Origin of the sequence: Microbacterium sp. NPDC088619, assembly GCF_044752825.1 — a bacterium.
In the GTDB taxonomy this organism is placed as follows: domain Bacteria; phylum Actinomycetota; class Actinomycetes; order Actinomycetales; family Microbacteriaceae; genus Microbacterium.
This window is the reverse complement of the sequence record NZ_JBIVLZ010000001.1, coordinates 260,588-283,724: the sequence shown is the minus strand read 5'-3', so window position 1 is coordinate 283,724 and position 23,137 is coordinate 260,588. Positions and strand designations below refer to the sequence as shown.

General features: G+C 67.4%; 28 protein-coding genes. 14 read left to right on the top strand and 14 right to left on the bottom strand.

The window, feature by feature from the left end:
* Positions 1 to 102 precede the first annotated feature (102 nt).
* Both ACIP5T_RS01470 and ACIP5T_RS01465 read right to left on the bottom strand, forming a co-directional pair.
* On the bottom strand, positions 103 to 606 hold the full coding sequence (locus tag ACIP5T_RS01470; RefSeq protein WP_400860001.1) for a DUF3145 domain-containing protein: 504 nt from the start codon (positions 604 to 606) through the stop codon (positions 103 to 105).
* Between the two features lie 189 nt (positions 607 to 795).
* Positions 796 to 1,569: a hypothetical protein gene (locus ACIP5T_RS01465; RefSeq protein ID WP_400860000.1), complete on the bottom strand. Its 774-nt coding sequence runs from the start codon at positions 1,567 to 1,569 to the stop codon at positions 796 to 798.
* A 176-nt stretch (positions 1,570 to 1,745) separates the two neighbouring features.
* On the opposite strand from ACIP5T_RS01465, the gene ACIP5T_RS01460 reads away from it, so the two are divergent.
* The 3 genes from ACIP5T_RS01460 to ACIP5T_RS01450 all read left to right on the top strand — a co-directional run bounded on the left by ACIP5T_RS01460 (position 1,746) and on the right by ACIP5T_RS01450 (position 5,345).
* Complete coding sequence (locus ACIP5T_RS01460) at positions 1,746 to 3,749, top strand: DUF262 domain-containing protein (protein WP_400859998.1); 2,004 nt, start codon at positions 1,746 to 1,748, stop codon at positions 3,747 to 3,749.
* Position 3,750: 1 nt separating this feature from the next.
* Positions 3,751 to 4,998, top strand: coding sequence for an alpha/beta fold hydrolase (locus ACIP5T_RS01455; RefSeq protein ID WP_400859996.1), 1,248 nt, complete (start codon positions 3,751 to 3,753; stop codon positions 4,996 to 4,998).
* A 65-nt stretch (positions 4,999 to 5,063) separates the two neighbouring features.
* Entirely contained in the window at positions 5,064 to 5,345 is a 282-nt protein-coding gene (locus tag ACIP5T_RS01450; protein ID WP_400859994.1) for a hypothetical protein, read from the top strand.
* 75 nt (positions 5,346 to 5,420) lie between these two features.
* On the opposite strand, the gene ACIP5T_RS01445 is transcribed toward ACIP5T_RS01450, so the two are convergent.
* The 3 genes from ACIP5T_RS01445 to glgA form a co-directional block, all read right to left on the bottom strand.
* Positions 5,421 to 5,678, bottom strand: a complete 258-nt coding sequence (locus ACIP5T_RS01445; protein WP_042537536.1) for a type B 50S ribosomal protein L31 — start codon at positions 5,676 to 5,678, stop codon at positions 5,421 to 5,423.
* Positions 5,679 to 5,769: 91 nt separating this feature from the next.
* Positions 5,770 to 6,555: an ABC transporter ATP-binding protein gene (locus ACIP5T_RS01440; RefSeq protein ID WP_400859992.1), complete on the bottom strand. Its 786-nt coding sequence runs from the start codon at positions 6,553 to 6,555 to the stop codon at positions 5,770 to 5,772.
* A gap of 17 nt (positions 6,556 to 6,572) precedes the next feature.
* Entirely contained in the window at positions 6,573 to 7,757 is a 1,185-nt protein-coding gene (gene glgA / locus ACIP5T_RS01435) for a glycogen synthase (protein ID WP_400859990.1), read from the bottom strand.
* Positions 7,758 to 7,826: 69 nt separating this feature from the next.
* On the opposite strand from glgA, the gene glgC reads away from it, so the two are divergent.
* Genes glgC through ACIP5T_RS01420 form a run of 3 tightly spaced genes read left to right on the top strand, consistent with a single transcriptional unit; the run spans position 7,827 to position 10,496 of the window.
* Positions 7,827 to 9,068 (top strand): glucose-1-phosphate adenylyltransferase, encoded by a 1,242-nt coding sequence (gene glgC, locus ACIP5T_RS01430; RefSeq protein ID WP_400859988.1) that lies wholly within the window; start codon positions 7,827 to 7,829, stop codon positions 9,066 to 9,068.
* Positions 9,069 to 9,128: 60 nt separating this feature from the next.
* Positions 9,129 to 9,764 carry a phosphoserine phosphatase SerB gene (serB, locus tag ACIP5T_RS01425; RefSeq protein ID WP_400859987.1) on the top strand — a complete coding sequence of 212 codons (636 nt, stop codon included), beginning with the start codon at positions 9,129 to 9,131 and terminating at the stop codon, positions 9,762 to 9,764.
* Between the two features lie 33 nt (positions 9,765 to 9,797).
* Complete coding sequence (locus tag ACIP5T_RS01420; protein WP_400859985.1) at positions 9,798 to 10,496, top strand: alpha/beta fold hydrolase; 699 nt, start codon at positions 9,798 to 9,800, stop codon at positions 10,494 to 10,496.
* A gap of 20 nt (positions 10,497 to 10,516) precedes the next feature.
* Here the strand turns inward: ACIP5T_RS01420 and ACIP5T_RS01415 are convergent, their stop codons facing one another.
* Complete coding sequence (locus ACIP5T_RS01415) at positions 10,517 to 11,224, bottom strand: beta-ketoacyl-ACP reductase (RefSeq protein ID WP_042537549.1); 708 nt, start codon at positions 11,222 to 11,224, stop codon at positions 10,517 to 10,519.
* 139 nt (positions 11,225 to 11,363) lie between these two features.
* On the opposite strand from ACIP5T_RS01415, the gene ACIP5T_RS01410 reads away from it, so the two are divergent.
* The 4 genes from ACIP5T_RS01410 to ACIP5T_RS01395 are packed head-to-tail and all read left to right on the top strand — an operon-like array spanning position 11,364 to position 13,389.
* Positions 11,364 to 11,981, top strand: coding sequence for a DUF4190 domain-containing protein (locus tag ACIP5T_RS01410; protein WP_400859983.1), 618 nt, complete (start codon positions 11,364 to 11,366; stop codon positions 11,979 to 11,981).
* Positions 11,982 to 12,032: 51 nt separating this feature from the next.
* Positions 12,033 to 12,389, top strand: a complete 357-nt coding sequence (locus ACIP5T_RS01405; protein WP_400859982.1) for a DUF3099 domain-containing protein — start codon at positions 12,033 to 12,035, stop codon at positions 12,387 to 12,389.
* Complete coding sequence (locus tag ACIP5T_RS01400; protein WP_400859980.1) at positions 12,386 to 12,580, top strand: hypothetical protein; 195 nt, start codon at positions 12,386 to 12,388, stop codon at positions 12,578 to 12,580. The genes ACIP5T_RS01405 and ACIP5T_RS01400 overlap by 4 nt, the downstream gene beginning before the upstream one ends.
* An 8-nt stretch (positions 12,581 to 12,588) precedes the next feature.
* On the top strand, positions 12,589 to 13,389 hold the full coding sequence (locus ACIP5T_RS01395; RefSeq protein ID WP_400859978.1) for an SURF1 family protein: 801 nt from the start codon (positions 12,589 to 12,591) through the stop codon (positions 13,387 to 13,389).
* Positions 13,390 to 13,397: 8 nt separating this feature from the next.
* Here the strand turns inward: ACIP5T_RS01395 and ACIP5T_RS01390 are convergent, their stop codons facing one another.
* From ACIP5T_RS01390 to ACIP5T_RS01370, 5 genes are all read right to left on the bottom strand, one after another.
* The gene (locus ACIP5T_RS01390; RefSeq protein ID WP_400859976.1) at positions 13,398 to 14,120 is read right to left on the bottom strand and encodes a family 16 glycosylhydrolase; all 723 of its coding nucleotides are present in this window, start codon (positions 14,118 to 14,120) and stop codon (positions 13,398 to 13,400) included.
* Between the two features lie 48 nt (positions 14,121 to 14,168).
* Positions 14,169 to 14,603: a cupin domain-containing protein gene (locus ACIP5T_RS01385; protein ID WP_400859974.1), complete on the bottom strand. Its 435-nt coding sequence runs from the start codon at positions 14,601 to 14,603 to the stop codon at positions 14,169 to 14,171.
* 5 nt (positions 14,604 to 14,608) lie between these two features.
* Positions 14,609 to 15,217 (bottom strand): pyridoxamine 5'-phosphate oxidase family protein, encoded by a 609-nt coding sequence (locus ACIP5T_RS01380; RefSeq protein ID WP_400859972.1) that lies wholly within the window; start codon positions 15,215 to 15,217, stop codon positions 14,609 to 14,611.
* A gap of 30 nt (positions 15,218 to 15,247) precedes the next feature.
* Entirely contained in the window at positions 15,248 to 16,846 is a 1,599-nt protein-coding gene (locus ACIP5T_RS01375; protein ID WP_042537558.1) for an ABC-F family ATP-binding cassette domain-containing protein, read from the bottom strand.
* A gap of 75 nt (positions 16,847 to 16,921) precedes the next feature.
* Complete coding sequence (locus tag ACIP5T_RS01370; protein ID WP_400859971.1) at positions 16,922 to 17,308, bottom strand: CHY zinc finger protein; 387 nt, start codon at positions 17,306 to 17,308, stop codon at positions 16,922 to 16,924.
* Between the two features lie 27 nt (positions 17,309 to 17,335).
* Between ACIP5T_RS01370 and ACIP5T_RS01365 the strand changes: the two genes are divergently transcribed.
* The 4 genes from ACIP5T_RS01365 to ACIP5T_RS01350 all read left to right on the top strand — a co-directional run bounded on the left by ACIP5T_RS01365 (position 17,336) and on the right by ACIP5T_RS01350 (position 21,311).
* Positions 17,336 to 17,956, top strand: a complete 621-nt coding sequence (locus ACIP5T_RS01365; protein WP_400859969.1) for a DedA family protein — start codon at positions 17,336 to 17,338, stop codon at positions 17,954 to 17,956.
* Positions 17,957 to 17,961: 5 nt separating this feature from the next.
* Complete coding sequence (locus ACIP5T_RS01360; protein WP_400859968.1) at positions 17,962 to 19,218, top strand: sensor histidine kinase; 1,257 nt, start codon at positions 17,962 to 17,964, stop codon at positions 19,216 to 19,218.
* The gene (locus ACIP5T_RS01355; protein ID WP_400859966.1) at positions 19,215 to 19,886 is read left to right on the top strand and encodes a response regulator; all 672 of its coding nucleotides are present in this window, start codon (positions 19,215 to 19,217) and stop codon (positions 19,884 to 19,886) included. The genes ACIP5T_RS01360 and ACIP5T_RS01355 overlap by 4 nt, the downstream gene beginning before the upstream one ends.
* A gap of 108 nt (positions 19,887 to 19,994) precedes the next feature.
* The gene (locus ACIP5T_RS01350) at positions 19,995 to 21,311 is read left to right on the top strand and encodes an acyltransferase (RefSeq protein ID WP_400859964.1); all 1,317 of its coding nucleotides are present in this window, start codon (positions 19,995 to 19,997) and stop codon (positions 21,309 to 21,311) included.
* Here the strand turns inward: ACIP5T_RS01350 and ACIP5T_RS01345 are convergent.
* Genes ACIP5T_RS01345 through ACIP5T_RS01335 form a run of 3 tightly spaced genes read right to left on the bottom strand, consistent with a single transcriptional unit; the run spans position 21,258 to position 23,117 of the window.
* Positions 21,258 to 21,851, bottom strand: a complete 594-nt coding sequence (locus tag ACIP5T_RS01345) for an energy-coupling factor transporter transmembrane component T family protein (protein ID WP_400859962.1) — start codon at positions 21,849 to 21,851, stop codon at positions 21,258 to 21,260. The genes ACIP5T_RS01350 and ACIP5T_RS01345 overlap by 54 nt on opposite strands.
* Positions 21,848 to 22,540 carry an energy-coupling factor ABC transporter ATP-binding protein gene (locus tag ACIP5T_RS01340; protein ID WP_400859961.1) on the bottom strand — a complete coding sequence of 231 codons (693 nt, stop codon included), beginning with the start codon at positions 22,538 to 22,540 and terminating at the stop codon, positions 21,848 to 21,850. Before ACIP5T_RS01340 ends, ACIP5T_RS01345 begins: the two co-directional genes overlap by 4 nt.
* Positions 22,530 to 23,117, bottom strand: coding sequence for a biotin transporter BioY (locus ACIP5T_RS01335; RefSeq protein WP_400859959.1), 588 nt, complete (start codon positions 23,115 to 23,117; stop codon positions 22,530 to 22,532). The genes ACIP5T_RS01340 and ACIP5T_RS01335 overlap by 11 nt, the downstream gene beginning before the upstream one ends.
* Positions 23,118 to 23,137 lie beyond the last annotated feature (20 nt).

The following is a 23,137-nucleotide window of genomic DNA, read 5'->3' as shown; positions in this document are numbered from 1 at the left end:
GTCTTCGTCATGTGTGGAACGGGAATTCGCCTTCTCGGCGTCCGGGATCACTCACCGGCATCCGATACTCGCGCCTTCCCGTTCCAGGTCTGGGGTGTCGGCTCAGCCGACCTTGTGCAGCCACACGACGCGTGCGTCGTCGCTCGCATGACGGAACGGCTCCAGCTCCTCGTCCCACGCGGCGCCGAGCGCGATATCGAGCTCGCGCTGCAGCTCGGTCGCACTGCCGGCGGCGATCTCCATCGCATAGCGGATGCGGTCCTCGCCGATGACGATGTTGCCCGCCGCATCCGTCTGGGCGTAGTGGATGCCGAGGTCAGGCGTGTGCAGCCAGCGTCCGCCGTCACTGCGGGGCGTCGGATCTTCCGTCACCTCGAAACGCAGATGCTCCCATCCGCGGATCGCGGTCGCGAGAGCAGCACCCGTGCCGACCGGGCCGTCCCAGTAGAACTCGGCACGACGAGCGCCGTCGAGCACCGGCTGGTCGCTCCAGTCGAAGTTCACCGCGCGACCGATAGCGCGTCCGACCGCCCATTCCAGGTGCGGGCAGAGCGCGCGAGGTGCAGAGTGGATGAACACCACTCCGCGTGCGTAAGCCGTCGCCATGATCTCTCCGTTTCATCAGGTGCGTCTTCCCCAACGACCTGAAACAACGAGAACTGGCGTGAATATGCGGTTATGGGGCTATTCTCGCCCAGACCAGGCGAAATCACAAGCATGTGATTCACACGGCGAAGGCCCCGGTCACAGGGACCGGGGCCTTCGGACCGCGAACGCTCGTGGATCAGACGAGGATCACGCCTCGCTCATGGCCTGCTTGACCTGCTGGCCCTTCGCGGCGTAGTACGCGGCGCGGGCGGCGTCACGACGAGCCTGCTCGGCGTAGCCGGCCTCGAGCACGTCCTGCGGCACCTCGACGTTCGGCACATCCTGCGTGCCGTTGTACTTCTCGATATAGGCGTCGAGCTCGGGGCCCGACGTCCACGACGTGATGAGGCAGTAGCGGGGCTCGGTGCCGACGTGGGTCGCCGCGTGCCACAGACGCTGCGTGTCGACGATCAGCTGCGCTCCTGCGGGCAGCGCGATGCGGTACTCGATGCTCGGGTCGGTGCGGTTCTCGCGGAGGACGAAGAAGCTGTCCTTGTCGTCGCTGAGGTTGAAGAAGCCTCGGACGACCCAGCCGGTGCCGTCGGGGTTCAGACGATTGTTGTCGTCCTGGTGCAGGTTGTAGAGGCACTCGCCGTACGGGGTCGGCTGAAGCTCGATCACACGGCAGCGACCGACGTTGGCACCCGGCTCCTGCGCGCGGCGCGTGAGGTTCGGGGCCTTGGCGGTCTGCGAGTCGATCCAGACGCCGTCCTTGTCGGTGCGCGGCGGCTTGTGGTTCCAGAAGCCGTTGCACTCGATCTCGCCCTTCGCACTGGCGAGCGGAGCGAAGCGGGTGTCACCCGACGACTTCCAGTCGTTGTACTCGATGTCGAGCCACTCCTTGGGGTCGAGCTCCTGGTCGTAGCTGTCGAGAACGACGAAGCCCTTGTCTTCGAGCGCCTTCGATTTGATGTATCCCATGATCTAGGTCATGTCCTTTCATCGGGGGCCAGCACGTTTTAACAGGCCCTGATAAGGCAAGCCTAACAGGGCGCCTCTGGAGCGCCGCCGAGGGCCACCGTGAATAAGCGAATAGACTGAATCGGGCGCCTGGCGACTCCTCGGCGCCGGGCGCTACGGGAGGACGAGACACCAGCATGAGCACTGCGACCAACGTCGAGGCGACAGCTGTCAACACGATCGAGTGGCTCGCGCAGGACTCCACCACCATCGTCGTGCCGGTGTACCAGCGTCAGTACCGGTGGGACATCGGCGGCTGCGAGCAGCTCCTCTCCGACGTCAGGGCAGTCGCTCGCGAAGACTCGTCGCACCGCCACTTCATCGGATCGATCCTCTCGGCCGCAGACGACAGCGAGGCCGACACCGACCTCGTCCTGATCGACGGTCAGCAGCGCATCACGACGTTGATGCTGCTCGTCGCCGCACTCCGGCATGCGGTTCAGCACACCGACCCTCTGCTCGCCGCCGACCTCGACCGAGTGCTCGTGCGCCCGGACGACCCCTCACGCACGAAGCTGCGGCCGCACGACGCGTGGGCCGAGCTCTACGAATCCGTGGTGCTTGATCGGGAGGTGCAGGAAGAGCGCGAGTCGCGGTTCGATGACAACTACGCGTTCTTCCGCAGCCAGGTGCACGCCGACGAGGCGCCGCAGATCTGGGCGGGGCTGCAGAAGCTCGAGCACGTCTCGATCACGCTCGGCGCCGACGCGAACGCCCAGCAGATCTTCGAGAGCCTGAACTCCACGGGCGAGCCCCTGCGCGATCACGAACTCATCCACAACTACATGCTGATGGGGTTGACCCACGCCGAGCAGCTCGATGTCGAGGCCCGGTTCTGGCTCCCGATCGAGCAGCACACCGGTGAGACCATCGGGGCGTTCTGGCGGCACTATCTCGTGATGACCACAGGTCGCGAGGTCGCGGCGAACGGCGAGCACGGTGTGTACAGCGCCTTCCGGCAGTCGTTCCCCCGCGTCGACCTCGATCACCTGCAGGCGGACGCCGAGGTCTGGCGTCACTACGCCGAGATCTACGGCATCCTGCTCGACCCGTCGCTCGAGCGGGACCTCGAGATCGCACAGCAGCTGCGATTCGTGAACACCTTCGGCCGCGCGTCGTACCCTCTCGTCCTGAGCGTCTACAGCGACCACTCCCGCGGACTCATCGAACGCGGCGAGCTCATCGAGACACTCGAGTGGATCCAGGCGATGTATCTGCGCCGAACACTCGTCAACCTTCCGAACGAGCGACTCGTGGCTCGGCTCTGTCGCGCCAGGGCGAACGGCCGAGACGCTCTGGCGCGCGCATTCGCCCGGATCACGCCGTCGGACGAGCGCGTCAGCGCCGTGCTGAAGTACGGCGAGCTCCCCCACCCCGCCTACGTGCTCGGTCGACTCGAAGGGGTCGACGACCCGGACCGTTTCGATGTGGAGCACATCGTGCCCACAGTCCCCAGCGACAGCTGGTCAGGCGACGGCCTGCGCCCGTGGATCGATTACTCGGATGACGAGCGCAACGCGCATCGCGCACTCGCCCCGACCCTCGGCAACCTCACGCTGCTCGAGCAGTCGCTCGCCGAACGGGTCTTCGGAGAGTCGTACGCCGCGAAACGCGACGCCGCATACGCTCGCAGCTCCGTCCCCGAGACCAGGGCCCTCATGGCCACAGAGGCATGGGGAACCGCGGCCATCTCGCAGCGCACGATCCGGCTCACATCCGACCTGCTGCGGATCTGGTCTCGCCCGGCACTGCCCGAGATCGACGACGACGGCCTCACACCGATCCTCGACGCGGTCCGTCGACGCGGCTGGCCGGCGGGGTGGGAGCGGGAGTTCGAGTACGTCGAGTACCGCGGAGAGCGCTGGGAGGTCTTCGACGTGAAGCACCTCTTCAACCGCGTCTTCCGCCGTGCGTGGGCGGACACGCGCGACGCCGCCGTGTCGTACTGCACCGCCCACGGCGGTCCGATCTACGACTCGATGGCCTGGAAAGGCCAATGGGATCAGCTCGACGAGACACACCATCTCTACATGGGCTGGGATTCGAACTACATGATGAACGCAGTGCAGGGCGTGCTCCACGAGGCGGACATCGCCTCGGAGGTGTTCGTCAAGTACTCCTACATCGGGAATGTGATGTGACATGACGACCACCATCCGCCGCCTCCTCGATCTGACCGTCGAAGATCACACGCTCACAGTCCCGCTGGTGTGGGGGGACGCCTCGGACGGCCGGACGATCGATGTCTTCGCCCGCGTCGTCACGCGCGACGGGGGCGAGCGACTCCCCTACCTGGTGTTCCTGCAGGGCGGTCCTGGCCACGAGGCTCCCCGGCCGTTCCATTCGTCGACCTCCCCGGCCTGGCTCGACGAAGCACTCGCGCACTACCGCGTCGTGATGCTCGACCAGCGCGGCACCGGACTGTCGACCCCCGTCGGCGACGCCGATCTCGCCCAGGGCTCCGCCGTGGTCGCCGAATACCTCACGCATCTGCGCGCAGACTCGATCGTGCGCGACTGCGAGGCGATGCGCGAGCACCTCGGCGCGGAGACGTGGAGCGTGCTCGGCCAGTCCTTCGGCGGATTCACCACCCTGGCTTACCTGTCGACCGACGCGGACTCGATCGCCGACGTGTTCATCACGGGGGGACTCAGCACCGTGAATCGGCACCCCGACGACGTCTATGCACTCTGCTACGACAAGATGCGCTCGGCCTCCGAGAGGTATTACCGCAGGTTCCCCGAGCACCGGGACGCCATGCGCCGCCTGGTCGACCGGGCAGACGCCGGTGACATCGTGCTCCCTGACGGCGAAGCGGTCTCGCCCTCGCGCCTTCGCTCGGTCGGCTCGGCGCTGGGCACGAACGACGGCTGGCAGACGGTGTGGTCGCTGCTGGAGCGCGACCCATCGTCGAACGCGTTCCGCCACGACCTGATGCACGCCATGCCGTACAGCGGACGAAACCCTCTGTACTTCGCTTTCCACGAGTCGAGCTACGCGAGCGGGCAGGCCACGCGCTGGTCGGCGGAACGCACCGAGCCCCAGGACTTCCGCGACGACGTCACACTGTTCACGGGTGAGCACATCCGCCGGGAATGGACCGAGACGGTGCCGGCGTTCCAGCCGTGGCGCGACGTCACAGTCGCACTGGCGGACTTCGAGTGGCCACAGATCTACAACGAGGTCGCCCTCGCGAGCTCCGGTGCGACGGGCGCCGCCGCGGTGTACGTGAACGACGTCTACGTTCCGATGGAGTTCTCGCTCGAGACCGCCCGGCTCCTGCCCGGTGTGGCGCTCTGGGTGACCAGCGAGCACGAGCACAACGGCGTCCGCTCCGGTCCGGTGCTGACGCACCTCATCGATCTCGCGCACGGGCGCCGCATCCGGTGATCATCCCCGCCGGAATCCTCCTGCAGACGGATGCCGACGCGGCGGGAGCCGCATAGCCTGGTCTCATGGCCGACACACTCGGGATGCTCCTCACGATCGCGATCCTCCTCGTCGTCGTGATCGCGATCGTCGTGGTGATCGTGGCCGTCTACGCGAAGGCTCCGCTCGAGAAGAAGTACGAGAGCGCAGGCGGCGGGCTGGGCGGTTCGTTCGACGCGATCTGGATGCCGTCGGCGCATGAGGCCGGGATGGAGCGCGACCGCCAGACGAAGCGCACCGCGCCCGCGCCCTCTCCCGGCGACCCGCCCAGCAGGATCGACGGCGAACGCATCGTCATCGACATCTGACCCGCTCGCGACCCGCGAGGAGACGACGAAGGCCCCGTGTTCCGAGGAACACGGGGCCTTCGATCGCGGTGGTCGTTACTTGGACGATCCGCCGAAGCCCTTGAAGCGCTGGTTGAACTTCTCGACGCGGCCGGCCGAGTCCATGATGCGCTGCTTGCCCGTGTAGAACGGGTGCGACGCCGACGAGATCTCGACGTCGATGACGGGGTACTCGACGCCGTCGAGCTCGATCGTCTTGTCGCTCGAGACCGTCGAACGGGTGAGGAACGTCTCGCCCGAGCCGAGGTCGCGGAACACGACTGCCTTGTACACGGGGTGAATGTCAGTCTTCATGGGATTCCTTAGTTGCTGCCCTGGATTGTGCCAGGGACGAGGGAAGTCTGCGGTGCAGAGAGCACCAAGGATCGATTCTATCAGATCCGCGTCAGGATGCCGCGCGGGCCGCGTAGCGACCGTCTTCGCTGCTGAGCACGATCGGCATGCCGAACGTCTCTGTCAGGGCGTCGGCGGTCAGGGTCTCGGCGACGGGCCCGGCTGCCACGATGCGCCCCTCGCGCATGAGCAGAACGTGCGTGAACCCGACCGGGATCTCCTCGACGTGATGCGTGACCATCAGCATCGCGGGCGTCGTCGGCGATGAGGCATAGCCGCTCAGCAGCGCGAGCAGCTCCTCGCGCGAGCCCAGATCGAGGGAGGCCGTCGGCTCGTCGAGCAGCAGCAGCTCGGGATCGGTCATCACCGCTCGGGCGATCTGGACCCGCTTCTGCTCACCGTCGCTCAGGGTGCCGAACGTGCGATCAGCCAGGTGGTCGAGACGCCAGTCGCCGAGCACGCGCAGAGCACGGCGCTCATCGATGTCCTCGTAGTTCTCGTTCCAGCGACCCAGGACGGAGTACGCCGCCGTGAGCACCGTGTTCAGCACCGTCTCGTCGCGCGGCACGCGCTTCGCCATCGCCGAGGAGGCGAAGCCGATGCGAGGCCGCAGCTCGAACACGTCCGTTCGCCCGAGCGTCTCGCCCAGCACCGTGACGGTTCCGGAGGTGGGGTGCATCAGCGTGTCTGCCAGCTGGAGCAGCGTGGTCTTGCCGGCGCCGTTGGGTCCGAGGATCACCCATCGCTGATCGTCGTCGACCTGCCAGGTCACGTGATCGATGATGTCGCGCCCCTCGCGGCGCACGACGACGTCGGTGAATTCCAGGGCGATCGACATGCCTCCAGCCTATCGGCTCAAGCGGTCAGCTCCGCGTACAGCGCGCGCGTGGTGTCGGCTATCGCATCCCAGCTGAACTCATCGCGTGCGCGCTCCCGACCGGCCGCGCCGTAGGCGCGAGCCGTCACAGGATCGGATGTCACCTCGGTGAGCACGCTCGCGAGGTCGGCGACATAGCGCTCGGGATCGACCGGCGTCCCTGTGCCGTCCTGCAGCTGCTCGATCGGCACGAGGCGCCCGGTGACGCCGTCGTCCACGACCTCGGGGATGCCGCCGGTGGCGGTGCCGACGACAGCGGCACCACAGGCCATCGCCTCGAGGTTCACGATTCCCAGCGGTTCATACACCGACGGGCATACGAACGTCGTGGCCGCCGTGAGGATGGCCGAGAGCTCGTCACGCGGCAGCATCCGATCGATCCAGATGACTCCCTCGCGGGTCTGCTGGAGGAGTCGCACGCCCTCCTGCACCTCCGCCATGATCTCGGGGGTGTCCGGTGCCCCGGCGCAGAGGATCAGCTGGACCTCCGGGGGCAGCAGACGAGCGGCCTGCAGCAGATACGGCAGACCCTTCTGACGCGTGATCCGGCCGACGAACACGACGGACGGTCGAGCGGGGTCCATGCCGACCGACTCGAGGAACGCGGGGTTCTGCACCGGACGCCACCTCTCGACGTCGATCCCGTTGTGGATCACACGCACTCGGGTGGGGTCGACGGAAGGGTAGCTGCGCAGGATGTCCTCGCGCATGCCGGCGCTGACGGCGATCACCGCCGCCGCGTTCTCGTAGGCGAGCTTCTCGATCCCGCTCGACACCGCGTAGCCGCCGCCGAGCTGCTCCGCCTTCCACGGGCGCAGCGGCTCGAGGCTGTGAGCGGTCAGCACATGAGGGATGCCGTGCAGCTGCGACGCGAGATGTCCGGCGAAGTTCGCGTACCAGGTGTGGCTGTGCACGAGATCGGCATCGGAGATCGCCGCGACGATCTCGAGATCGGTTCCGAGCGTCCGCAACGCGGCATTGGCGGAAGCCAGTTCGGAGGGGGCCTGATACGAGAAAGTACCCGCCTCATTCCGGGGAGAACCGAAGGCTCTGACCTGTACATCGATATTCTGCCGCAGGGCCGTGACGAGCTCTGCGACGTGCACACCGGCACCTCCGTAGATCTCCGGCGGGTATTCCTTCGTGATCATCTCGACGCGCATGTCTAGACGGTAGTGACTCACTTGTCCAGATGCTAGTTAGCCGAGCCGAATCACATCTATGGTTGGTGCATGTCCGCACCAAAGAAGATCTTCGGCATCATCCTCGCCGGCGGCGAGGGAAAGCGTCTCATGCCCCTCACGGCCGACCGCGCAAAACCTGCAGTGCCCTTCGGCGGACAGTATCGATTGATCGATTTCGCGATCTCGAACCTCATCAACTCGGGTCTGCGCCAGGTCGTCGTCCTCACGCAGTACAAGTCGCACAGCCTCGATCGCCACATCTCGCAGACCTGGCGCATGTCGGCGCTTCTCGACTCCTACGTCACCTCCGTGCCGGCGCAGCAGCGTCTGGGAAAGCGCTGGTTCTCCGGCTCAGCCGACGCGATCCTGCAGAGCCTCAACCTCATCAACGACGAGAAGCCCGACATCGTCGTGGTGATCGGCGCCGATCACGTCTACCGCATGGACTTCCGGCAGATGCTCGACGCGCACATCGAGTCGGGCGCGAAGGCCACCGTCGCCGGCATCCGCCAGCCGCTCGCGATGGCCTCTCAGTTCGGCGTGATCGACGCGGACACGGAGTCGGGGCGCATCAAGCAGTTCCTCGAGAAGCCGACCGACATCGCCGGGCTCGAGGACTCGCCGCACGAGGTGCTCGCCTCGATGGGCAACTACATCTTCGACGCGGACGCGCTGATCGCCGCCGTCGAGGCGGATGGCGAGTCGCCCACGTCGGGTCACGACATGGGCGGCGACATCGTGCCGTACTTCGTCGATCGGGGTGAAGCCGGCTACTACGACATGAAGCGGAACGACGTCCCGGGTTCGTCGCCGCGCGACCGCGCGTACTGGCGCGACGTGGGTACCATCGACTCCTTCTTCGACGCGCACATGGATCTGATCTCCACGTTGCCCATCTTCAACCTCTACAACATGGAGTGGCCGATCCACTCGCAGGCCGTGAACTCGCCGCCCGCGAAATTCGTGCGCGATTCCGTCGGGCGCATCGGCAACGCGATCGACTCGATCGTGTCCCTCGGTTCCGTGCTCTCGGGCACTCACCTCGAGCGCAGCGTCGTCGGGCCGTGGACTCTTGCCGGCGGTGGTTCGACCATCACCGATTCCGTCGTCTTCGACGGGGTGAGAATCGGCGCGGGCTCCCGCGTGCATCGCGCGATCCTCGATAAGAACGTCGTCCTCGCCGACGGCGCGACCGTGGGTGTCGACCGCGAACGAGACCTTGCCCGGGGCTTCACCGTGACCGAATCCGGCATCACGGTGGTGGGCAAGGGCCTCTTCATCGAGCGCTGAGGTGTCGACTGAAGACCGCCGTGCACTGACCAGCGGCTTCCGGTCGATAGGCTCGGAGGCGTGACCGCCGCGCGATTCCTCGTCGTCCTCGATGCCGATTCCACCCTCATCCGCAACGAGGTGATCGAGCTGATCGCCGACGAGGTGGGGCGCGGCGCCGAGGTGCAGGCAGCGACCGAAGCCGCAATGCGCGGAGAGATCGACTTCGCCACGAGCCTGCGCTCACGCGTCGCAGCCCTCGAAGGCGTTCCGGTGTCGGGGTTCGCGCGTGTGCTCGCACGCATCGAGCCCACTCCCGGCGTGCGAGAGCTCACGGCGGCCGTACATGAGCGCGGGGGTGTGGTCGGCGTGGTGTCCGGCGGGTTCCACGAGATCCTCGACGATGTCGCACCCGGACTCGGCGTCGACCGCTGGCGCGCGAACCGACTCGAGGTCGTAGACGGTGCTCTTTCCGGTCGGGTCGACGGCGAGATCGTGGATGCCGCGGTGAAAGCCGCCTCACTGTTGGAGTGGGCGGATGAGCTCGGCGTGCCCCGTCACGCCACGATCGCCATCGGCGACGGTGCCAACGACCTGCAGATGATGGCGGTCGCTGGACTCGGTCTGGCGTTCAACGCGAAGCCCGCTGTCCGGGAGGCCGCGAGTCTGGTCATCGGACCCCAGGATCTCGCAGAGGTCATCGCACTGCTGCCCTAGCGAATGTCCGATGCCCCGTCTAACCTCGGGCGCATGGACATCATCCTCATCCCCGGTCTCTGGCTCGATGCGTCCAGCTGGAGCGACGTGACCACCGAGCTCGAGCGCGCAGGACACACGGTGCATCCGCTGACCATGCCCGGCACGGGCCTGGTCGCCGCCGAGTCCGCGAACATCGGCATCGCCGATTGGATCGACGCCGCTGTCGCCGCCGTCGACGCGGTCGGTACGCCGGTGGTCGTCGTCGGTCACAGCGGCGGAGGCAATGTCGCCTGGGGTGTCGCCGATGCGCGGCCCGACCGCGTCTCGCGGGTCGTATTCATCGACACCGTGCCGCCGCCGCCCGGATTCGGCATCAGCGAGTTCGAGGTCGTCGACGGTGTCATCCCCTTCCCCGGGTGGGACTTCTTCCCCGCTGAAGACGTCGACGACCTCGACGACGCGACGCGTGCGCGCACCACGCCCCTCACGCACAGCGTGCCTGCCAGAGTGCCCACCGACGAGATCGTGCTCGGCCCCGGGGCTCGGCATTCCGTCCCTGTGACGCTGCTCATGGGCGCTATGGACCGGGAGACGCTCGACTCCGAGCTCGAGCAGTGGAGCCCGTACGCCGACGAGTTCCGGGCGATCGCCGATGCCGAGGTCGTGCGCATCGGCTCAGGTCACTGGCCGCAGTTCTCGGTTCCGAGCAGGTTGGCCGACCTCATGGATGCGGCGATCAGTCGACGCTGAGGCAGCGACGTGCACTCGGCTCAGTGACCCATCCCGAGTCCGCCGTCGACCGGGATGACCGCACCGGAGATGTATCCGGCGTCATCGCCCGCGAGCCACGTGACGACGCCCGCCACCTCATCGGGAGTCGCGAAACGTCCGGCCGGGATGTTCGCCTTGTACTGCTTCTGAGTCTCCTCCGGAAGCTCAGCCGTCATGTCGGTCTCGATGAATCCGGGGGCGACGACATTCGCAGTGATGCCGCGTCCCCCGAGCTCCCGCGTGAGCGACCGAGCGAAACCGACGAGCGCGCTCTTCGACGCGGAGTAGTTCACCTGGCCTGCCGAGCCGTAGAGACCTACGACGCTGGAGATGAGGATGACCCGGCCGAATCGAGCCCTCAGCATGCCCTTCGATGCGCGCTTCACGACGCGGAAGGTGCCTCCGAGGTTCGTCGCGACCACACTGTCGAAGTCATCCTCGCTCATCCGCAGCAGCAGGGTGTCCTTGGTGATCCCGGCGTTCGCCACGACGACCTCGACAGGCCCGAGCTGCTGCTCGACCTCGGTGAAGGCGGCATCGAGCGCAGCGGCATCGGTGACGTCGGCGCGCACGGTGAGAGTGCCCTCGGGGCCTTCGCCGCTGCGAGCCGTGACGGCGACGCGGTAGCCGTCCCTGACGAATCGTTCGGCGATCGCGCGACCGATGCCGCGGTTTCCGCCGGTGACGAGCACGACGCGAGAACTCATTTCCACTCCTGATCTGGCCGGTGCGGGTATGGCGGCCTGGTCGTGATCGATCCTATCGATGATGCCTCGACGTCACCGGCTGGACGTTTGACAGATCCATGCCCTGGCTGGAACGCTGAACCCGACGAAAGGCACCACCGTGAGCGACAACAGCATCCCGACCTCGGCGGACGGACAGCAGCAGACTCCCCCGGCGGCGCCGATCGCATCGGCTCCCCCGGCCCCGCCGGCGCCCTCGGCGCAGCCCTACCAGGCGTATCCCGGCGCTGCGCCGTCGGTCGCCCCGCCGCAGGGCTACGCGACACAGTCGCCACAGCCGCCGCAGTACGCTCCGCAGCAGCCCTATGGCTCCGCCGTGGCTCAGCCGTACGGCGCTCCAGCACAGCCGCCGTACTACGGGTCGTCTGCACCGGGTCAACCCGGCGCCGGCTATGCGACGAACTACGGCGCGACGCCGTACCCCGCTCCTCGCCCCTCCAGCGGCCTCGCGATCACGTCGCTGATCTGCGGAATCGCCGGCATCGTGCTCTTCTGGGCGGTCGTGCCTCTGCTCGCCTCGATCGTGGCCGTCATCACCGGCCACATGGCGCTGCGACAGACGAAGCAGAACCCGGCGATCGGCGGCCGTGGCATGGCCTTCGCCGGCCTCATCATGGGGTACATCATGGTCGCCGTCCTGGTCATCGGGATCGTCATGACGGTGATCAGCGCCCTGTTCTTCGGCGCCTTCACTCTGCCTTTCCTCTTCTCCGCCTGAGCGGCAGACGGGCGCGCCGTCGTGCCCGCACCGGCGTAGGCTGGACTCATCGTGAAGAGCAAGCCCCTGGTCCCTGCCGTCACCTCGCTTCCGCAATCGCCGAAAGACGAGGCAGACCACCGCGTGCGCCGATACGCGCTCACGATGACCATCCGCATCGTCTGCTTCGCACTGATGATGTTCGTTCAGCCGTACGGCTGGTACACCTGGGTGTTCGCGCTGGCCGCCGCCCTCCTCCCCTACATCGCGGTCGTGTTCGCCAACGCGGGGAGTGACAGCACCGAGACGACGGCCGAGTCCCCCGTGCAGCAGCTGGAGGCTCCGGCTTCGGCCCCGACGCTGCCGATCGAAGACGACTCCGCGCCTGACGTGTTCACCATCCACGAGAGCCGCCAGGATCGCGAGTGAGTGGACTGGAGTGCTCGCGTGCCGGATGCCGGGACGCGGCGACCAAGCAGGTGGTGTGGCGCAATCCACGTATCCACGCCGCTGACCGTGAGAAGGTCTGGCTCGCGTGCGATGAGCACGTCGGATTCCTCCACGACTACCTGGCAGCCAGGGACTTCCCCGTGACAGTGAGAGATGGTGTGCCCTCGTGAGTGCCCGGATGGGTCGATGGACCGTATACGTGCTGATCGCGATCGGATTCGCGGTCGCCTGCGCGTTCCTCTCGAACTGGCAGTTCGAGCGCAATGAGACGCGGACGGAGCAGATCGCGCTCGTCGAGAAGAACTACGATGCCGACCCCGTTCCGCTCTCCGACCTCATCGGCGATGATGGAGTGCTCGATCCCGGTGACGTGTGGCATCCCGTGGTGCTGAACGGCGAGTACATCGCCGACCAGCAGCTGCTGGTGCGCAACCGGCCGCACGGCGGCACGAGCGCGTTCGAGGTGTTGGTGCCCTTCCGCGACGCCGATGGTCGGGTGTTCATCGTCGATCGTGGATGGGTGCCGCCGGGCGACGGCGACTTCCCGGATTCTGTTCCGACGCCCCCGAGCGGCGAGGTCGAAGTCATCGTCCGACTGCGACCGGGCGAGCAGCTCCCCGCCTCTGGGCGAGGCGCCCCCGAGGGGCAGGTGCCCACAATCAACCTGCCGTCGATCGCCGAGTTGGTCAGCGGCGACGTCATCACCAGCGCATACGGGCAGATCGTCAGCGAGGACCCATCCGGAGAAGGGACCCTCGGCGGCTTCGACTCGCCCACCGACGACCCCGGACCGCATCTGTCTTACGCGATCCAGTGGATCCTGTTCGCACTCATGGGCTTCGTCTTCATCGGCTACATCATCCGCACCGAGATCGTGAAGCACCGTGAAGAGGTCGAGGGGATGCCGGCGCCGGTGAAGAAGTCGCGGCGGCGCGACAAGGATGCCGACATCGAGGACGAACTGCTCGACGCGCGCTGATCCTTCGATCAGTCCCAGGCCGTCACTTCACCGATGACTGCGGTCTTGGGATACGCGCCTTTGGGCCCACCGATTTCGAAGAGGTCGATCATCAGGGCCATGGGATAGTCCGGAGCCTGGCCGAAGCGGCGCACGACCTGTCGGTCGCAGCCGATGATCGTTTCGCCATCGCCCCAGATCACTGTCCAGGTATGCGGCTCCCGGGCATCGAACGGGAGGGTCACCTCGGCCATGTCGGTCGTCAACCTCGTGTCATGGTGCGCTTTGATGCCTACGCGCGCCCTCGTCATGCTCCCGATCGCTGAGGCGTCGATCTCGAAGATGCAGATCTCGCCGGAGTCTGTCTCAGAGAGGTGTTCGGTGCCGACCAGCCACACCGCGAGCATGCATCCTTCGTCGGTGCTCGCCGTGACCGTGACGTCGATCCGCCCGCGACGGGGTGTGAAGAGCAGTCGCTGCGGCGTGTCCGTCTCAACTACGAGTCCATCTTCGCGGTGGCGATGCGTGCCGACGGTCGATCCGACCGGACCGGAGTACGTCGCCGTCTGCAGATTCGACACCCGAAGCGGGGCGTCTTCTGGCCGCCAGTCGAGCTGATCGTGCTCGATCCGGAGCTCCAGGCCGCCCTCGACGAAAGCAAATCGCGCTTCAGACCGCTCGGGCACCGTCCAGTGCGGCAGGTAGTGCGGGATCCACTTCTCCGCGTCGAGCCCCCGCGTGAAGTCGTCCATGAGAGCCGGCGGTGATGATGGACGCGGTGGCAGGAGGTCAGCCACCGCTCAGTCCCGCCAGGGCATCGGCTTCTCGGGCAGGCGAGCGCTGTCATCGGGGAGATGTGGAAGCTCTTCCCCTCCAGCTCGGATGCAGAGCCAGCGCAGCTCTCCCGGGCTGTCGGGCCGAGCGCGCCAGGTGCGCGCGACGCGCTGTCCCACGCGGATCACCGTTCCCGGGCCCACCTCCACGACCTCGTCATCGAGGCCCATCTGCCCGCGCCCGTCAAGGAACACATAGAGCTCTTCGACCCGCGAATGGACGTGCCAGTAGCCCGCTTCCTCTCCCGGTTGGAGGGCGTTCGCGGTGAGGCCGATGTACTGCATCGTCAGCTCGTGATCGACGACACGACGGCCATCGCGCGAGCGCCGCGCGTCGAACCCGCCATGGTGTGCGCGCCACTCGTCGAGAGCACCGATCTCGATCACCTGGTATCCGCTCATTCCCCTCACCCCTCCGTCTTCTGATCTGCCATGCCGCCGATGACAGTCCGTTCCCATCCATCGTCGACGGCGTCGAAGATGACCCGCGTGTGACGGCGGTCTCTCGATCCCTGCCAGAACTCGATTCGGGTGGGCACGATCCGCCACAGCACCCAGTCACCGTCCGCGATGTCCGCCCGCGCGGCCGGAGAGCGCGCGGCCAGGTCGGCGGCGCTCTCCTCGGGCGTCGCCTCCTCCACACGACCGCGCACTCGCACCGCGCGCACCTGGGGCTGCCACCAGAAGTTCAGCGCGGCGGCCGGCGAGGCAGCCAGCTGCGCGCCCTTGCGAGACGACCTCGTGCTGGCAAATGCCCAGCCTCGCTCGTCGATCCGCTTCAGGATGAGAGTTCGAGCGTCGGGTAGTCCGTCGGCATCCACCGTAGCGAGGGTCACCGTGTGCGGCTCAGGCACACCGTGGGCAGCCGCTGCGCGCAGCCATGTCGCGAAGAGTGCGCTCGGGTCGTCAGGCAGCGTGCCGAGATCCCACTCCGGGGCGAGCCCGGTGAGAGCGTGCCGGCCCTTCAGCCACTCGTTGAGCGGGGCGGGGTCGAGGTCATGGTCGTCGTGCGTCACGCTCTCGACTATGCCACGAGAGGCGAAGGATCAGGCGAGCTCGATGAGGTCCTGGTACTCCTGGCTCCACAGGTCCTCGACGCCGTCCGGGAGGATCAGCACGCGCTCGGGGTTGAGCGACTGCACTGCACCCGGGTCATGCGAGACCAGCACGACCGCCCCCTCATAGTGCGCGAGCGCGCCGAGGATCTCCTCGCGCGACGCGGGGTCGAGGTTGTTGGTGGGCTCGTCGAGCAGCAGCAGGTTCGCGGACGAGACCACGAGGGTGGCCAGCGAGAGCCGCGTCTTCTCACCGCCCGAGAGCACTCCGGCGGGCTTGAGTACGTCATCTCCCGTGAACAGGAACGAGCCGAGCACCCTGCGCGCTTCCATCTCGGTGATGTGCGGAGCGGCCGACACCATGTTCTCGAGCACCGATCGATTCACGTCGAGGTTCTCGTGCTCCTGTGCGTAGTACCCGACCTTCAGGCCGTGCCCCGGCTCGAGCTGCCCGGTGTCGGGCTGGTCGACGCCCGCGAGCATGCGCAGCAGGGTCGTCTTTCCCGCACCGTTGAGACCGAGCACGACGACCTTGGATCCGCGGTCGATGGCGAGGTCGACGTCGGTGAAGATCTCGAGTGAACCGTAGGACTTCGACAGCCCTGTCGCCATCATCGGGGTCTTGCCGCAGGGGGCCGGCTTCGGGAAGCGCAGCTTGGCGACGCGCTCCTCCTGGCGGACGTCATCGAGTCCGGCGAGCAGCTTGTCGGCACGCGCGATCATCTGATGAGCCGCAGCGGCCTTCGACGCCTTCGCCCCGAAGCGGGCTGCCTGCAGCTGCAGGGTCGTGGCCTTCTTCTCGGCGTTGGCGCGCTCCTTCTTGCGGCGCTCCTCGTCGGCCACCCGCTGACGCAGGTAGTTCTTCCAGTTCATGTTGTAGGTGTCGATGATCTGGCGGTTCGCATCGAGGTAGAAGACGCGGTTGACGGTCTCGCCGACGAGCTCGACGTCGTGACTGATCACGATCAGCCCGCCCTTGTAGTTCTTGAGGAACTCGCGCAGCCACACGACGCTGTCGGCGTCGAGGTGGTTGGTCGGCTCATCGAGGATCATCGTCTCGGCATCGGAGAAGAGGATGCGGGCCAGCTCGATACGACGGCGCTGACCACCGGACAGTGTCGACAGCGGCTGGTCGAGGATGCGGTCGGGCAGCGAGAGGTTGTTCGCGATGGAGGCTGCCTCGGCCTCGGCCGCGTACCCGCCCTGCCCTTCGAACTCCTCGGTGAGGCGCGCGTAGCGCTTCATCGCCTTGTCGGCGACCGCAGGGTCGTCCGACCCCATCGCGAGCGCGGCCTCGCTCATTCCGAGGTTGAGCTGGCCGAGTCCACGGGCGTCGAGGATGCGCGTGCGAGCGAGATCCTCGGGGTTGCCCGATCGCGGATCCTGCGGCAGGTAGCCGAGTTGACCTGAACGGGTCACACTTCCGCCGGATGGCAGGACGTCACCGGCGAGCACCTTGGTGAGCGTGGTCTTGCCTGCACCGTTGCGGCCGACGAGACCGATCTTGTCTCCGTCGCTCACGCGGAACGACACGTTCTCCATCAGGAGGCGTGCGCCCACGCGGATCTCGAGTTCGTGCACGGCAAGCACAGCGGGATGTCCGTTCGTTCAAGGGGATTCAGGCCGAGGGGCCAAACTCCCAGTATAGATCGCCCGGCTGAGTGTTCAGTCGAAGTACAGATCGTGATGCAGTCGGCAGCCGGGATTGAAGACCGCCGAGCACGTCGGACACTCGGATGCCCCGAGGTAGGCATCGATGCGCAGCAGCGAACCGCAGACGCCGCAGAGCACCGCCTCCGTCGTGCGCTCGTCCGTCGACCACTGGCGCGCCTCGTGCCCGGCGAGCTCGGCGTGACACAGATGGCACGGGTACCAGTCACCGCAGCAGGCGAACCTGAGAGCGATGACATCGAGCGGCCCCTGATAGTGCTCGCACCGGGTCTGACTGTCGACCATCAGACCGTGCACGGTGGTCGCCCCGACCTCGATCGGGCGGTCGGCGGATCTACCTCCCTGGGGGGATGCGGTCGATACCTCAGGGTGATGCCCCACCTGCCACCTGCTTTCTAGCCTGCTGAGGTGGATGTTATCAACGAGCTCATTCTGCAGACCGTCGCGTCGCCCTGGCTGTACGCCGTACTGCTCGCAGTGACGATCATCGACGGCTTCTTCCCACCGGTGCCGAGCGAGACCGTGCTCGTGGCCGCGTCGGCAGTACTGGCGTCGACCGGTGAGTTCTGGGCGCTGCTGCCTCTCGGACTCGTCGCCGCCCTGGGCGCGACCATCGGCGACAACATCGCGTTCGCCCTCGGCCGCAGGCTGGGCACGACCCGGTGGGCGTGGATGCGTCGTCCGCGAGTCGCCTCCGCATTCGCTCACGCGGAGAGAGCGCTCACGCACCGCAGTGCGGCGCTCATTCTGGGTGCCCGCTACATCCCGGTCGGCCGCGTCGCCGTCAACATGTCAGCCGGCGCTCTGCGCTTTCCGTGGCGGAGGTTCCTTCCGCTGAGCATCGTGGGAGGCATCAGCTGGAGCGCCCTGAGCCTCGCCATCGGACTGCTCGCGGGCTCGTGGATCAAGGAGCAGCCGCTCGTGAGCGCCGGCATCGGCATCGCCGTGGCGCTCGTGGTCGGGCTGGTGATAGACCGCGTCACGGCATCCCGCCGGAGACGCGCCCGTGTTCTGCAACTGGCAGGATGACAGACATGGCACGTCGTCGGCCGCGCACCGAGCGCGCTCCCCGCATCAGCCGTCGGACCGCCGTGCTCGCGGCGCTCGGCGCGGCGAGCCTCGCGCTGTTCGCAGTGCTCGTGCCGGTCCAGACTGTGCTGTACGGCACGTCGCTGCCGCTCTCGTTCATCCTGGGTGCCGCGCTGTGCGCGGCGCCCCTCCTGGCACTGAGCCGCCCTCGTTGGGCGATCGCGATGTTCTGCGCTGCGGCGTTCACGCTTCCGCTCCTCGTCGTCCCGACTCTCGCGACCGAGGCGCCCTGGCCGTGGTCGGTGCCCGCCCTGCTGACCTTCGTGCTCCTGGTCGGCGTCGTGACCTTCGTCCACGGGGCCAGGCTCGGCGTCTTCCCGCTGGCCATCGGAGCTCTGCTCTCCCTCACCGCGCCGCTGCTGCGCCCCGAGATCGTGGCCACTCCTGCCACGGCCGGCAGCGTCACCGCCGACCTCATCGTCACGACCTCCCTGGCCGCGGCGATGTTCCTGGTGGCCATCCTCGTCGCCGGACGGGTCCGGGTGTCTGCCGAGCTCACACGAGAGCGCGAGCACTCCGCGCTCGAGGAATCGCGACGGGCCCTCGTCGAGGAGCGCACCCGCATCGCTCGCGAACTGCACGACGTGATCGCGCACAGCATGTCGGTGATCCAGGTGCAGGCATCGACCGCACGCTACCGGCTCCCGGAGATGGGCGACGCCGCGTCCGTGGAGTTCGACAGCATCGCGGCCACAGCTCGGACCTCGCTGACCGAGATGCGACGGATGCTCGGGGTGCTGCGCACCGAAGACCAGACGGCCGAGCTCGCACCGCAACAGGGCGTCGACGACATCCCCGCTCTCGTCGACACCATCCGTCGAGCCGGTGTGACCGTCGGCCTGGAGATCACAGGATCAGTGACGGATGCGCCGCAGGCCGTGCAGATCGCGGCCTTCCGCATCGCTCAGGAGGCATTGAGCAACGCGGTGCGACACGCATCGGGCGCCGCCGTGACCGTGCGCGTGCAGGCCGACGCCGATGCGGTCGGTATCCGCGTCCGCAACGGCCGCGCATCAGGCTCACCCGCGTCTTCGGGCGGCGGATACGGGCTCCGCGGCATGCGCGAGCGCGTCGAGCTGTTGGGCGGCTCGTTCACCGCGGGCGCCACGACGGACGGCGGCTGGGAAGTCGTCGCCTCGCTGCCGCTCCGAGACCTCACCCCGCGCGACAACGCCCCAGGGCAACCAGAGGAGACTCCGTGACGATCAGCGTCCTCATCGCCGACGATCAGGCCATGGTGCGCGCCGGGTTCGCCGCGCTCCTCGACGCTCACGACGGCATCCGTGTCACGGGGCAGGCCGCCAACGGCGCGGAGGCGGTCACGCTCGCTGCCCGACTCGATCCCGACGTCATCCTGATGGACGTGCGGATGCCGGAGATCGACGGGATCGAGGCGACCCGCCGCATCCTGGGCCCCGGCTACCCCGCAGCCCACGTGCCGCGGATCCTCATGCTCACCACCTTCGACATCGATGACTACGTCTACGACGCGCTGGAGGCCGGCGCGAGCGGCTTCCTGTTGAAGGACGCTCTCCCCGAAGAGCTCGTCCACGCCGTGCGCGTGGTCGCCGGCGGCGACGCGCTGCTCGCTCCCAGCGTGACCAGACGCATGATCGAGCAGTTCGCCGGTCGACGGCCGCGCACGCCGCGAGCCGCCACTTCGCTGGCCGATCTCACAGACCGAGAGCGAGAGGTGCTGGTGCTCATCGGTAGGGGCAGGTCGAACAGCGAGATCGCGGCCGATCTGTTCATCGCGGAGCAGACCGTGAAGACGCACGTCGGCAAGGTGCTCGCGAAGCTCCAGCTCCGCGACCGCGTGCACGCCGTGATCCTCGCATACGACGCCGGCCTGGTCGAACCCGCATCCTGAGCCTGCGCAGGATCACACTCCGGTAGGGGTGCGAACCAGTCCTGGGGGTGATCCCCCGGACGGCACCGCGTCCATACGCTCCTCGGACACCCCATCCGAGGAGGACACATGGCCATCGTCGAGGCACCACCGCGCACCGCTCCGCCGCTGCCATCTCCCGGCGGGCGTGACACCACGATCGACTTCCTGCGTGCGATCTGTGTCACAGGAGTCGTGCTGCTCCACGCCATCATGGTCGGGGTCACCGTGGTCGACGGCAGCCCGGTGTTCTCGAACGCCAGCGAAGGAACAGGGTGGATCGTGCCCATCAGCTGGGTTCTGCAGGTGATGCCGCTCTTCTTCATCATCGGCGGGTTCGCCGGCTACACCTCCTTCCGGCGCACGCAGGAGCGCGGCGACACCGCAGCCGGCTTCCTCGCCGCCCGGGTGCATCGGCTGCTGCGGCCGGCCCTGTTCGCGATCGGGATCGTCGGCGCGGCACTCGCGGCCCTGAGCGTCGCCGGCATGCCGGCCGAGATCATCGCCGTGGCCGGCTTCCGCTACAGCCAGCCCCTGTGGTTCCTCGCCGTCTTCCTGGGCAGCCAGGCGATTCTTCCTGCGCTCGCGGGAGCTCACGCCCGGAAGCCGCTGATCACGGTGGCCGCACTTGTCGCGGCATCGCTCGGCGTCGACGCGCTCCGGGCGATCACCGGGCTCGAGGGACTGGGCTTCCTGAATCTCGCTTTCGTCTGGCTCGCCCTGCAGCAGATCGGCTTCTTCCTCGCCGATGGCACCATCGACGGACTCCGCCGACGAACACGGGCGATCGCAGGAGCTGTGGCATTGATCACGCTCATCAGCGGCTTCACGACGGGGGTCTACTCCCCTGATCTCGTGGCCAACATCAACCCGCCCACCACAGCCCTGCTCCTCGTCGGGGTCGTGCACCTGAGCGCCGTATCGCTTCTCCGTGATCGCATCGGCGTTCTCAGTCGCCGCCCGGTCCCGGCCGCGTTCAGCGCATTCGTCAACAGACGCACCATGACGATCTACCTGTGGCACATGCCTGCGCTGCTCGCGATGGCCGGGATCTGCGCCCTGGCCTCGCTCGCAGGCGGAATCACCCTGCCGGAGCCGAGCACCCTCGAATGGTGGGTGTCTCGCCCGCCCTGGCTCGCGACCGCGCTGACCCTCACAGCGGTGATCGCGGTGTCGCTCACTCGCATCGAGACGCTGCCGTCACCCCCCGCGGCCGACTCTGCTCGCCGGGTCCAGAGCGCAGCGGTGCTCGGCGTCGCCTCGGTCGTCCTGCTCCTCGTCGCAGGCACGACGGTTCTGACGGCCGCGCTCGCCGTCGGCGCAATGCTGCTCTCCCTCCGCCTGGCCCGGAGATCACACCAGTCGCCGCGCGGCGAGAGCGTCACCGACCTCGTCCGCGTGGCGTAACGTCCTGACCATCAGCGGCACGGCGGTCCGCAGGCCGAGGCGGAGCCCTCGTGCCCGCTGCGCCTCGCGCACGGCGTGGGCGAACCCGGCCACCACCGGGATCATCGTGAGCGTCAACGAGATCGTCATCGCGACCGCATCGGCATCGATGCCCAGCCGACCCAGCGGCCGCAGCAGCCGATGCAGAACGGCCAGAAGATCCTCCATCCGCGTGGTGATCGTGAGCAGCGCCGCCAGCAGAAGCAGCGACGTCACCCTGGTCGTGCTGATCCACGCAGTGAGCGGTGAAACGAAGATCCACAGCGCCGACCCGAGAACCAGCGCGAGCCAGCGCATCCGCCACATCTCGATGATCAGGACCTTCACCGGCAGGCGGGCGACGAGATACAGCGAGCACACGACGACGAGCGAGACCGTGACGCTCCACGCATCATGAGGGTATCCGGATGACCCGAGCGCCAGCGAGGCGAAGAGTGCGAGCTTGAGCCCCGCCGGCATCCGGTGGACGAGGCTGTTCCCCGACCGATACGACTGGATCATCCGCACAGCCCGCGATACTCGGCGACCACGTCGTCCGGGGCGCCGGCTGCGATGAGCGATCCGGCGTCGAAGAGCACTGCAAGGTCGCATCTCGCCGCGAGATCGAGGTCATGCGTGACGATCACGACCTGCGACGGCAGCGCCAGGAGCAGGTCGGAGACCCTTCGGGAATTGCGGAGGTCGAGCAGCGTCGTCGGCTCGTCTGCCACGATCAGTCGCGGCTCCGTGATCAGAATCGACGCGAGCGCCAGCAGCTGCTTCTGACCACCGGACAGCTCCGATGCGGGCGCATTCGCCCTGTCTGTCAGACCGTGCTCAGCAAGTGCGCCGGCCACGCGGGTGGCGATCTCCGATCGGGGCGAGCCACGCAGCGAAAGCGCGAGATCCTCGGCGGGCGTCGGCATCAGGATCTGCGACTGAGGGTCGGTGAAGACGAAACCGACACGACGTCGCAGCGCCTTCGTGTCCCGCCGCGGATCGAGACCGTGGACCCTGACTCGCCCTGCGTCCGGCAGAACGAGGCCGTTCAGCAGGCGCGCGAAGGTCGACTTTCCCGATCCGTTCGCCCCGATCACCGCGATCCTCTGCGCTGCGAGTTCGACGCTCACATCACGCAGGATCGATCGCCCTTCTCTTCCGACCGTGACACCGTCGAGAGAGATCGATCCGACCGCGGTCTCAGATCGCACGAACGGACACGGGCGCCGGGGTGACACGCACGCCGAACGCCCTGGGGTACGCGCGTCGCAGCGCGAGAACCAGCGCCGTCGCCGCCGCAGCCTTGAGCAGATCGCCCGGGAGGAACACCAGACTCCCGAGCGCGGTGGGCCCGAGTCCGAGCCCGAGCACGAGCGCCGTCACGGGGATCCCGCAGAGATACACCACAAGGATGCCGCCGACGACGACTCCGAGGGCGATCCGCCACCAGCTGAGCCGACCGCTGCCCACGATGAGACCGATCACGATGACGCCGACCACCCATCCGAGCAGGTATCCGGCGGTCGGCCCCACGAACACACCGAGGCCGCCCCGCCCACCGGCGAGGACGGGCAGCCCGATCGCGGCGAGAGCGAGCACCAGAAGAATCGAGAGCGGGGCCAGACGGGGTCCGAGCACAGCACCGGCGAGCATGACCCCCAGGGTCTGCGCGGTGATCGGCACCCCGCCGGGAATCGGTATCGTCACCATGCCGAGAACGACGATGAGTGCGGCGAAGATCGCCACTCTTGCGAGTTCGCGACCGAGGTCATCGCGTTGCTGGGTCATGATCCGACACCTTCCTGAAC